This window comes from Pseudomonas sp. PME37.24/006 (assembly GCF_055556635.1).
The window spans coordinates 1-247 of record NZ_JBVHNL010000245.1 but is presented as its reverse complement, the minus strand read 5'-3'; the positions used below and the strand labels follow the sequence as shown (position 1 = coordinate 247).

Here is a 247-nt window from a genome sequence, read left to right as displayed (position 1 = left end):
CCTGTTCTCGCTGGCGGTGCAGAATGCAGTGCAGCCGCACGAGCTGGGCGTCGCGACCTCGACCTCCCAGTTCTTCCGCCAGATCGGATCGACCATCGGGGTGGCGGTGTTCGGTTCGTTGCTCACGAACAACCTCGCCAGCGGCAAGGGCGGCATGACCCTGACCGAGCTTCAGGGCATGGCGCTGCAGCAGGCCGCGAGCGGCGGTCACGCCCCGGCCCACGTCGCCCAGGCCACCCAGGTCGCG

At 69.6% G+C, this 247-nt stretch carries 1 pseudogene; it reads left to right on the top strand.

The features are described 5' to 3' along the window. Nucleotides 1–247 (top strand): annotated as a pseudogene (locus ACZ3GY_RS24585) (hypothetical protein); the annotation flags it as partial.